Origin of the sequence: Pseudanabaena cinerea FACHB-1277 (genome assembly GCF_014696345.1) — a bacterium.
Lineage (GTDB): Bacteria > Cyanobacteriota > Cyanobacteriia > Pseudanabaenales > Pseudanabaenaceae > Pseudanabaena > Pseudanabaena cinerea.
Genome location: NZ_JACJPY010000114.1, coordinates 1 through 10605, shown reverse-complemented (window position 1 = coordinate 10605; position 10605 = coordinate 1). Strand labels below are relative to the sequence as shown.

The 10605-nt window shown below is 42.3% G+C and carries 9 protein-coding genes and 1 pseudogene; 9 read left to right on the top strand and 1 reads right to left on the bottom strand.

Annotated features, from left to right (window positions below):
- Positions 1-33: 33 nt before the first annotated feature.
- Complete coding sequence (locus H6F44_RS20785; protein ID WP_190353003.1) at positions 34-1194, bottom strand: hybrid sensor histidine kinase/response regulator; 1161 nt, start codon at positions 1192-1194, stop codon at positions 34-36.
- Between the two features lie 911 nt (positions 1195-2105).
- Between H6F44_RS20785 and H6F44_RS20780 the strand changes: the two genes are divergently transcribed.
- The 9 genes and pseudogenes from H6F44_RS20780 (at position 2106) to H6F44_RS20745 (ending at position 10518) form a co-directional block, all read left to right on the top strand.
- On the top strand, positions 2106-3200 hold the full coding sequence (locus tag H6F44_RS20780; protein WP_190353002.1) for a hybrid sensor histidine kinase/response regulator: 1095 nt from the start codon (positions 2106-2108) through the stop codon (positions 3198-3200).
- A gap of 44 nt (positions 3201-3244) precedes the next feature.
- On the top strand, positions 3245-5980 hold the full coding sequence (locus tag H6F44_RS20775; RefSeq protein WP_190353001.1) for a bifunctional acetate--CoA ligase family protein/GNAT family N-acetyltransferase: 2736 nt from the start codon (positions 3245-3247) through the stop codon (positions 5978-5980).
- A gap of 277 nt (positions 5981-6257) precedes the next feature.
- On the top strand, positions 6258-6395 hold the full coding sequence (locus H6F44_RS20770) for a hypothetical protein (protein ID WP_190353000.1): 138 nt from the start codon (positions 6258-6260) through the stop codon (positions 6393-6395).
- Between the two features lie 55 nt (positions 6396-6450).
- Entirely contained in the window at positions 6451-7431 is a 981-nt protein-coding gene (locus H6F44_RS20765; protein WP_190352999.1) for a hypothetical protein, read from the top strand.
- Positions 7432-7446: 15 nt separating this feature from the next.
- Positions 7447-9045 (top strand): hypothetical protein, encoded by a 1599-nt coding sequence (locus H6F44_RS20760; RefSeq protein WP_190352998.1) that lies wholly within the window; start codon positions 7447-7449, stop codon positions 9043-9045.
- A 206-nt stretch (positions 9046-9251) separates the two neighbouring features.
- On the top strand, positions 9252-9485 hold the full coding sequence (locus H6F44_RS20755) for an antitoxin (RefSeq protein ID WP_190352997.1): 234 nt from the start codon (positions 9252-9254) through the stop codon (positions 9483-9485).
- Entirely contained in the window at positions 9482-9886 is a 405-nt protein-coding gene (vapC, locus tag H6F44_RS20750) for a type II toxin-antitoxin system tRNA(fMet)-specific endonuclease VapC (protein WP_190352996.1), read from the top strand. The genes H6F44_RS20755 and vapC overlap by 4 nt, the downstream gene beginning before the upstream one ends.
- Before the next feature lie 41 nt (positions 9887-9927).
- Positions 9928-10062, top strand: a pseudogene (locus tag H6F44_RS24155) (ATP-binding protein); the annotation flags it as partial.
- Positions 10063-10071: 9 nt separating this feature from the next.
- On the top strand, positions 10072-10518 hold the full coding sequence (locus H6F44_RS20745; protein WP_190352995.1) for a hypothetical protein: 447 nt from the start codon (positions 10072-10074) through the stop codon (positions 10516-10518).
- Positions 10519-10605 lie beyond the last annotated feature (87 nt).

Here is a 10605-nt window from a genome sequence, read left to right as displayed (position 1 = left end):
ATGGCGATCATGCTATTCATTTGGTGTTTTGTTTCAACACTTGCACCTTATCCGATGAATAGCTTTTTTGGCTCCTTTTTTAAAAATGTCCGCAGTATTGTCTTTACAAACACTGGAAATAGAGAACTGCCCCTTTGCCAGTTCCACAATCCTTGTGACAATTTTTAAACCCAAACCAGCACCCTGCTGCTCGTAGGTTTGACGTTCAAATTGCATGAAAGCGCCAATATGGTTAACCTGCTCGTTAGTCATGCCCCGACCAAAGTCCTGAACTGACAAACAAAATACCCGCCCTTTAACTTGACTGCTGACCTTGATTATAGAGCCTGCTGGCGAGAACTTCACCGCATTGTCAAATAACTCTTGCAAAATCGTCAACAGATGATTTTCAGATATGGCAATCTCAGCCTCCTCTAGCTCCAAGATCAGATCATGATCACGCTTCACTTGGCTGGCAGTTGAGCGCAGTTTTGACTCAACTAGAGCTTTTTCAAATTTTGTATGCGCGAATTTGAATGAATTTTGGTTGGTGGCAGCCACCTCCAACTCTAAATAGGTCAAAAACTTCTTGGTCAATTTCTCCAAACGACGTGCCGACTCATCCGCCCAACCCAACATCTCCCGAACTTCGGCAAGATCCATATTTTCGAGATCATCGTTTAACAAATCAATTGTGCCGATGATGCCATTGAGGGGCGTATTCAGTTCATGGGACATCTTCGAGGCTAGGTTGCCCCGCAGTTCATTGAGAGTGCCTTCGAGGATGTTAATCGTATTGGCGCGAACATTGGAAAGAGATTGGATACGGTCATACTGTTGCTTGATGCGGAGCATTGAGTTGACCCTTGCCCGCAACTCTAGGCTGTTAATGGGCTTGCTCAAAAAGTCATCAGCACCCGCATTCAGACAGTTTGCCAAGTCCGATTTGGCATTGAGAGCAGTCACCATAATGATTGGTATTGAGTGCCATTTGGTGCTTGCCTTGATTAATTTACAAACCTCGATCCCATCTATTTCTGGCATCATCACATCTAGCAAGATTAAGTCTGGCTGACAGGCATCAAGCACAGCGATCGCATCCTTGCCGCTAGCCGTGTAATGCAACTGGTAGCCCTGACCGTCCAAAAAAGTCTCGATTACGTCAAAGTTATTGGGGTCGTCATCGACAACCAAAATTGAAAATGTGTTGGTCATTGCCTTATTTTGTTATTTGGATTTTCCGTTTGATTCTTTTTAATCCTTTCGCAGCGAATAATAAGCTTGCGCGGCAAATCATCCTACATCTATTATTCACGTTAAAGAAATAGACATATCAAACCAAGAATTAGCGTGGCTAAGCTTCGTGCCGCCATGGCTAAATTGTTACTGGGAAGGAAGTAGTAAACGACATTACCATTTTTAATTTGGTGTTAATCATAAATATTTATTGTAACGATGAGATTAAAAAAATGCTAGCATCGTAGAACTATCTAAAAATTTATCTCAAGATTATGCTAAAGCATAAACTGGCTTAACCATTTTATGTCTTTAAAATTTATGGTTTTAAAATCTTTACAGTCCGTTGCAGTTTTGAGTGGTTTCAGAAAAGTCTTAAAAGTGTTGATTTACAACGCTTTCAAGTTCTTTCTAGAACTTCAAATCATAGAAAGCTTTATAAGAAACTTTAAAGGGGGGGGATTTTCCTGCAATTTCAAAGTTTTCCTTAAAGTGCCGCGCTATGTGCTGATTTAAATTTTGTCAGTTAATCAGATCAAAACCTGAGAGATTGTTTAAACAGTCTGGAAATTCGCTAAAAACACTGATTGATCCCCCCTATTCCCCTTACGAAAGGGGGTAAAGATTAAAAAGCTCCCTTTTTAGAGGGACTTAGGGGGATCAAAACTTTTCAAACAGGCTCTCAAAGGGCTATATTCAAATATTGGGGATTAGAGTCTGTCTAGGTTTAAGGGGCTAGATTCCTTTTTTTGAGCAGCATCTAACTTTTATATACTTATTATATTTATATTGACCTATATTCCTTGCCTCCATATTATTTAATCATATTTTTAATTTCTACTTAATTTCTATTTAATTTCTATTTAATTTCTATTTAATTTCTAACATCTATGACCTGCATACTAGTGATTGAAGATGAGGGATTGATTCGCAGCTATTTGGAGGATCTACTAACGCTAGAGGGTTTTGTAGTGGTCACAGCAGACAATGGGGCAAAGGGAGTGGACTTGGCTATGCAGATGCAGCCAGATTTGATTATTTGCGATGTCATGTTGCCTAGATTGAATGGATATGAAGTACTGAAACAGGTGCGCCAAGATACGAGATTGAGTACAGTTCCTTTTCTGTTTTTAACTTCGATGATCGATCGCCGCAGTAGTCGTAAAGGCATGACCCTTGGGGCTGATGATTATCTAGAAAAATCATGTACCAAAGAAGAGCTTCTCGAAGCGATCGCTGTGCGTTTAAATAAACAGAAAATCATTGATCATCGCTTAGAATCGCAGATGGATGCTCTGCGTAGCAGTATCACCTTAGCGCTGCCCCATGAGCTACAAACCCCTCTCTCAGGCATTATGGGGCTTTCAGATTTAATGCGTTTGCAAAGCGCTGAACTGACACCTGAAGATATTCATGAATGCGCTCAGGGGATTTATAATTCTGCGGAACGCCTACAGCGCCTCATTCAAAATTATCTACTCTATAGCAAGTTAATAGTCCTCCGATCGCGCAAAGATACAAATCTAGCCAAACTAGAAGTGGTAATCCCCTGTTCCAGTCAAGGCATTATTACTGATACTGGTAACAAAAAAGCTAGTCAAGGCGATCGCTTAGAGGATCTAGAGATGCACATCGCCCCTGCCGAGCTACCCATTACTGATGAACATTTGATCAAAATTGTTGCAGAGCTGCTAGACAATGCCTTTAAATATTCGCCCAAGGGGAGCAAGGTGACTCTGCAAACTACGGTGAGCAATCGACAGTGGCTATTTACTCTACAGGATCATGGCAGGGGCATGACTGAGGCGCAGATTGCGGCGGTTGGTGCGTATATGCAGTTTGATCGGCAGTTTTATGAACAACAGGGGATCGGTTTAGGCTTGGCGATCGCCCAGAGTTTAGTGGAACTATATGGCGGTAGGTTTGAAATTTATAGTGATGGGAAAGAAGGAACTAGGATTACAATTAATTTGAACTTGCTTTGAACTTATTTTGAAAAGTACTCTCTATCAGACTTGAGTAAGATGAAATGACAAAAGATATAATTCAGTGCAAAGATCCTTCCCATGATATTTGGCGGGAGCAACGGCATCCCCTCGATTGCATTTTTAATCCGCGCTCTGTGGCGGTGATTGGCGCGAGCGAGAGGGAAGGCAGTGTGGGGAGAACTTTACTGTGGAATTTGATTAGTAGCCCCTTTGGTGGCACGGTTTTTCCTGTTAATCCGCAGCGTCATAGTGTTTTGGGGATCAAGTCCTATCCCAGCATAGGAGAGGTTCCTGAAGTGGTGGATTTGGCGGTAATTGCCACGCCTGCCGCCACTGTGCCACAGGTGGTGCGCGACTGTGTTGCCTTAGGCGTAAAAGGCGCGATCATTGTTTCCGCAGGTTTTCGGGAAGTGGGTGAGCAGGGGATCGCCCTTGAGCAGGAGATCTTAGCGGCGGCGCAACTGGGGGGAATGCGAATTATTGGTCCTAATTGCTTGGGATTGATGAATCCTTTGATTGGGCTAAATGCCACCTTTGCAGGGGCGATCGCCCAAAAGGGCAATGTTGCCTTTATCAGTCAAAGTGGGGCGCTCTGTACTTCGATCTTAGATTGGAGCCTCAATGAGAATGTGGGATTTAGCGCTTTTATTTCTATCGGCTCCATGTTAGATGTTAGTTGGGGCGATTTAATTGAATACTTAGGTGATGATCCCCATACTCAAAGTATTGTCTTGTACATGGAATCCATCGGTAATGCCCATGCCTTTTTGTCAGCGGCGCGGGAAGTGGCAATGGACAAGCCGATCATTGTGCTGAAGGTGGGATCAACGGCGGCGGCAGCAAAGGCGGCGGCTTCCCATACGGGGGCGATGACGGGCAGTGATGAAGTATTAAATGCTGCCTTTAGACGCTGTGGTGTGTTGCGGGTGCATACGATTTCTGACTTGTTTGATATGGCAGAGATCTTGGCAAAGCAGCCCCGACCTAAGGGTAATCGCCTTTCCATTGTCACCAATGCGGGGGGACCTGGGGCGATCGCCACCGATGCCCTGATTAGTGGCGGTGGTGAACTATCGGAACTTGCGCCCGAAACCTTAGCAAGATTAAATCAGTTTTTGCCCGCGCAATGGAGCCATCACAATCCCATTGATATTCTGGGGGATGCTAGTTGCGATCGCTATGCCCAAACCCTTGAAGTGGTTGCCGATGATCCCCATAGCGATGGACTGTTGGTGATCTTGACTCCACAGGCGATGACCAATCCCACCGCCACCGCCGAAAAGCTGGCAGCATATAGCAAATTGGGTAAACCGATTCTCACTAGTTGGATGGGCGGAGCGGAGGTAAATGCGGGTACGCAGGTTCTCAATCGGGCAAATATTCCCACCTTCCCCTATCCCGATACGGCGGTGCGCCTGTTTAACTATATGTGGCGCTATACTTACAATTTGCGCGGCATTTACGAAACGCCATTGCTGCCTAAAGATTCTGATCAACACGCGCCCGATCGCGCCCTAGTCTCCCAAATTCTCAACCATGCCATCAGTGGCGATCGCCCGATTTTGACCGAGTACGAATCGAAGCAATTGCTAAGCGCCTATGGCATTCCCACAATTGAGACGGAGATCGCCCATAGCGCCGATGAAGCTGTGGCGATCGCCGAGAACTTCGGCTATCCCATTGTTTTAAAGCTGCATTCTGAAATCATCACCCATAAAACCGATGTGGGCGGGGTCTGCCTGAATTTGGAGAATGCCGCAGCAGTGCAAGAAGCCTATGAAGCGATCGCCTCACGGGTAAATGCGATTAATCCTGAAGCCTTTTTGGGCGTGACCGTGCAGCCGATGGTCAAACTCGAAGGCTATGAATTGATTTTAGGCAGTAGCCTTGACCCGCAATTTGGGGCGGTGATGTTGTTTGGTATGGGTGGGCAGTTGGTGGAGGTATTTCGCGATCGGGCGCTGGCATTGCCGCCCCTAAACACCACCCTCGCCAAACGCATGATGGAGCAAACCCGCATCTATCAAGCCCTCAAAGGTGTGCGGGGGCGCAAATCCATCGACTTTCCTAAATTAGAACAGCTATTGGTCAGCTTTAGCCAATTGATCGTAGAACAGCCGCAGATTCGTGAAATTGACATCAATCCTTTACTCGTATCATCGGAGGTCATGATCGCCCTTGATGCGCGGGTGGTGTTGCATACCGCCGCCGATATCGATCAACGCCCTGCCCCTGCGATCCGTCCCTATCCCAATAAATATTCCCAGCCTTGGCAATCTCTCAAAGGCGATCGCCTGAAGATCCGTCCGATCCGCCCTGAAGATGAACCAATGATGGTGCAGTTTCATAAAACTCTGTCAGAGGAAAGTGTCTATCTGCGCTATGCCCATGTGGTTAAGCTCAATCAGCGCATTTCCCATGAGCGATTATCACGGATCTGCTTCATTGACTACGATCGCGAAATGATCCTCGTTGCCAATCGTTCCCTTCCTGAAACCCAAGAAATTGTCGGTGTTGCCAGATTGAGCAAATTGCATGGCACAAATGAAGCAGAGTTTGCCCTAATCGTCAGCGATCATTACCAACATCAAGGGGTTGGCACAGAGCTAATGCGCCGCCTCTTGGAAATCGGTAAAGAAGAAAATCTTGAGGCGATCGTGGGCTATATTCTCCATAGCAATTACCAGATGCAAAGTATTTGCCGCAAGCTCGGTTTTGCCTTTCACCCCGATGCCGATCAAGAAATGATCAAGGCTGTTTTCAATCTCAAACTTTGATGAGTATAGGACTTATCCCAAACCCACAAATTTACTGAGATTTGGGTAAGTCCTATTTGTTTGGTGATTCATATTGAATGTTCCTCAATATCAACAAGAGAAACTAGCAATTACCATGATGAGAGAATCATTTCTAGCAAAAGACTGGCTTAGCCCAGAGGAAGATGAAGCATGGCAAGATTTGTAATTTTCAGGCGATCGCTAAGGTTATCGAGATCCTAAATACGCCATGAAAGATTAGGGATGCTTTAGTTGTTGGCTGGGGGCTATTGATAATGTGGCATTGGGTGGTGATGGCGATCGCGCATGGGTGAAAGATTTTGGTGTAAGTGATAAAAGTCAAGCGGTGTATGAGTTGGCGGCTTGGTTGGATAGTTTGGGGCTAAAGCTAACGGTAACGGTTAAACCGAATTAAGTAAATTTCTTGTAGAGTATTACAAACGTATTTTGTAAACAGTTATAGAATACAGATGAAACTAAAATATAGATTAACTAAATTATCTCAATCCCTGATTTTCATAGAAACAAAACGCAGGATAAATATGAGAAAGCCAAGACCCGAAACTGATCAAGCGTGTCGGTCATTATTGCAAAAAGCTGTACGACGTGGTAATGCAGAGCTTACCAAAGTTGTTGCTGAGCATCTAGTGAAAACTGGAGATAAAGAATGGCTTAAAAATCGTTTGTCTGTGATTGTATTTGAAGAATGTTGGGTTTTAGGTGGTAATCTGAAATTTACTAAAGACGAAAATATTACTGAAGCTCTAATAAAAACAGCAAGGTCGGTCAAAATAAAAGACGCAGCAGGTCTTGGTTCATTAGGGTATGCACTTTCTCAGGGAGACTTTTCAGTTTTATGTAATTTACCCTCAGATCGGGATATTAAAATCATATCGGAGGCAATTAAGAGACCGCATGACTTTTGGGAATGGGTAATTAGAGAATGTCCTGACGAGAAAAGATTGGCTATTGTTAGCTCTGCTCATAAAGGATTTAAGCGAGGTGGCTGGCCTTGGGATAGAGCATTTATGCAAGCCGCAGCTTATTTAAGTGTTGTGGAAAACTTACCAGAAGTTTATCGTTCTGAGTCAACTTCACAACTAGAAGAATTTCCTTTCTGGATTGCTATTGATAAACACACATCAAAGGGTAAAGAGGCTTTAAGAGAAGCATCAAAAATCTTTGAGATCCCTTACCGTCAGATAAATTGGGCTAGTTTCTATTGTGAAAGTGCTATAACAAATCAATCTTTGACTTCTTATTGGTGGACAAGAGAAGTTGACTGGAGACTTGGCAAAGTTGGTTTGACACTTGATACTGCCTCTAAATTATGGAGATTAATATCACCGACAATATCAGAAATGCTTCAAGCTGAATCTGCAAAACTAGCTAGTTGTTTCTTGCCTGAATCTCGCAATATTCAAGATGTTGCCCAACTCGTTCTTTTTTAAGGAGTAATCAAATATATGTTTAAGGGAAATGATGTAGAACAATTAGTAAAGCTCTTTAATCAAAGAGGAGTTTTTCTTTACCACGCTTGCCAACTTGCTGATTTACAATCTTATTTATCTTTGGGTGGGATACCTTCGAGAGCTTGCTTGGAAAACAGTCTTAAAAATTTCACAAAATTTGATACTGATGACACAGACAAAGCTAACGAAGTATGGGGAAAAGTATTTGTTAATCTCTCTGATTTTGGTACAACATTTGCTAAATCACCCCAAGGCGATTCGACCGTACCTAATCCATATGGACCAATTTTGCTAAAAATTAGACCTGAATCATTACTCGAAGCACTTGATGTAGCGATTTGTTTGAGATCTGCTGGGGCAAAAAATTTTAATCGTGAAGCAGATTCTTTGACTGAAATCAAAGATGTTGAACGTTTGTTTGTCAATCGTTTTGAAGTAGGATCTCATAAAAATTCTCTCATAAAATTCAGGCAGAAACTGAAGCAAGAATTTCCAGAATTTCCATGGGCTGCCGATCCAGAAATTAGCTGTACTTTCCCCAATAGTAGATTGCCCTTTAGTTATGTTGATTCAATATCAGTTGATCCTTACATTATCAAGGGTAACCCTCTAACCTTGTGGATGCGTAGCAAACTCAATTTACCCAACAATGTAAAAGTTCGTGAACGCGAATGCTTAGTAACACGCAAAAATTTACTCAATGACTTGGTTGTTTTTTTTGATTCAAATAAAACGAGTGAATTGTCTTTGCAACAACCTATTTCAAATTTACCATCTAATTTGAGCCAATCCGTTAAAAACTGGATAATAAATGTAAGTAACAAAAATTTAAAATATCAATTTAATCGATTTATTAAGTATTTATACAATGGCACATTTTTATTTTTAGATGAATTTCTTTATGAAGAAGCTATAGAACTTTATGAGCTAGAGCAGTATGAAGAATGTTTAAGTTTGTTAGACTCAATAACAGATAAAGATTCGCCAAAATTTTATCAGTTTAGAGGATTTACTAATGCTTGGATTGCGAACTATCAAGATGCTATAAATGATATCAGCAAGGCTGCTGAATTGATAAATGATGATGAATATTATTCTCTCGCGGAAAAATGTAAAAACTTTCTTCGACAATATCTAAAATATGTCAAGGCAAATAAAGAAATTCAAATGCCTGATTCCACAGAAGAGAGCATATCAGTGGAGCCGTGGATAGAACATTTAGAGAATTGGTATGAAAGCGAAGAAGATCTATATGAAGATTCCCCTGAATCTTTTAGTTATATTGATCCTTACGATTTAAGGCAAATAATCATAGAAGCAAAACAGGACATCTTTAATGATGAGCTAACTCAACTTGAGATTTCTTTATACAGGAGAATGGTTCTAGCAGATAGAGAGACAGCGATCAATCAAGTTTTAATTGAGATGAATCGTATAGGCTGGAATACAAGACAAGGGAAAGAATATTTGCTATGTAAGTTTGGGAAGTCCTCTCGCCGTCAATTAAAAAAAGAAGAGTTGATTGAATTTTTGTTGTACTTGAAAGGGCAGCCAACAAAACAACTTAGTCCATACGATGATATTGCTTTTTAGTTCTATTTAAAGGTGCTTTTTAAATAGCGATCGCCCTTTATGGCAAAAGTGCTAATGAGGCGATCAATCAACTCTGCCAAAGCCTAATAACAGATTCAATCCACATATGTCCATTCACAGGAGAAAAAAGCACCCAAGAACTCACAAATGACATAAAAGCTTGGCTTAGAAGAATTAACTTAGAATACAACTAGGAGGACAAACCCATGCACACAGCCAAACTCAGAATGCAAGGCAACGAACAACTAGCCATATTACCAGACGGCTTTCAACTAGTCGGCGAAGAAGTCTACATCAAAAAAGTCGGCAACGCGATCATCCTTATCCCCAAAAACAACCCTTGGCAAACCCTCTGGAATAGCCTCGACCTCTTCTCAGATGACTTCATGGAAACCAGAGAACAACCTCCATTGCAAGAAAGAGAGGAACTATTCTCATGAGATATATGCTCGACACCAATACTTGCATTTACATCATCAAACGCAAGCCCAAAGACGTTTTAGAAAAATTTCAAACCATCGCCCCCTTTGATATTGGCATCTCATCCATCACCGTAGCCGAACTAGAATATGGAGCCGCCAAAAGCCAATTTCCCGATCGCAATCGCGCCGCCCTCAACCAATTCCTAATCCCATTAGAAATTGTCCAATTTGACGAACAATCCGCAACCATTTACGGAGACATCCGCGCAACCCTAGAGCGATCAGGCAAAATCATTGGCGCAATGGATTTGCTCATAGCCGCTCATGCTCTGAGTTTAAACCTAACCCTAGTCACCAACAACACCAAAGAATTTAATCGAGTTCACGACCTTATGCTTGAAAACTGGGTGACATCGTAGCGATCTCCCTTTATAGCAGGCAAAAGTGCTAAATTGAATTTAAGCCTAAGCCAAACGATCCCGCCGATCAGAGGTTCCGTGATTTATTGCATGGCTTGTACATTTTAGAATATCGCAATGCCAAGCTTTGGTACGATGTCCATCCGATTGTTGCCGATCTTCTCAAAGAGAGATGAGGAAATATCATGACGATTTTAGCAGATTTCCCCCCACCCCCACCCAGCAATGAAGATAACGAAAATAACTATGATGATTTGATCGTTTCCATTGAAGCCAGCTTTGGTAAGCTCAGTTTACTAATCGCAGTCTGTGATGATGTCAACTTTCGCAACCAAATTATCGATCGCTACGAAACTGAACTAAAGCCAGAAATCCGCCCCTATCGGGTCACTCTTGATCGCAAAGAACCAAGTCTAAGAGCAGCGATCGCGCAGCTTATCCAATCCGATGATTATCTTCAGAAAAACAGCAAGGCGATTATCACTGTAACTGGTACAGAGGAGCTTTATTTTCTAAGACTAGGTGAAGAGCGATCGGAACAAGAAATTTTCTTCGGCTATTTGCAATGGACAAGAGAAGCATTACGCGAGTTCCATTATCCAATCATTCTATGGGTAAATACAGCCTATTGAGGAATTAAGGGGTACAATAGCAGCATTTGGAAAACCAGTTTGAGAAGAAAGATTTATCGAGCAAAAGAAAGAATGTTTTCAAGACAA

What these genes read in the sequence shown, in the direction of transcription:
- H6F44_RS20785 (WP_190353003.1), bottom strand. Translation starts at nt 1,194, where the DNA reads ATGACCAACACATTTTCAATTTTGGTTGTCGATGACGACCCCAATAAC.
- H6F44_RS20780 (WP_190353002.1), top strand. Translation starts at nt 2,106, where the DNA reads ATGACCTGCATACTAGTGATTGAAGATGAGGGATTGATTCGCAGCTAT.
- H6F44_RS20775 (WP_190353001.1), top strand. Translation starts at nt 3,245, where the DNA reads ATGACAAAAGATATAATTCAGTGCAAAGATCCTTCCCATGATATTTGG.
- H6F44_RS20765 (WP_190352999.1), top strand. Translation starts at nt 6,451, where the DNA reads ATGAAACTAAAATATAGATTAACTAAATTATCTCAATCCCTGATTTTC.
- H6F44_RS20760 (WP_190352998.1), top strand. Translation starts at nt 7,447, where the DNA reads ATGTTTAAGGGAAATGATGTAGAACAATTAGTAAAGCTCTTTAATCAA.
- H6F44_RS20755 (WP_190352997.1), top strand. Translation starts at nt 9,252, where the DNA reads ATGCACACAGCCAAACTCAGAATGCAAGGCAACGAACAACTAGCCATA.
- vapC (WP_190352996.1), top strand. Translation starts at nt 9,482, where the DNA reads ATGAGATATATGCTCGACACCAATACTTGCATTTACATCATCAAACGC.
- H6F44_RS20745 (WP_190352995.1), top strand. Translation starts at nt 10,072, where the DNA reads ATGACGATTTTAGCAGATTTCCCCCCACCCCCACCCAGCAATGAAGAT.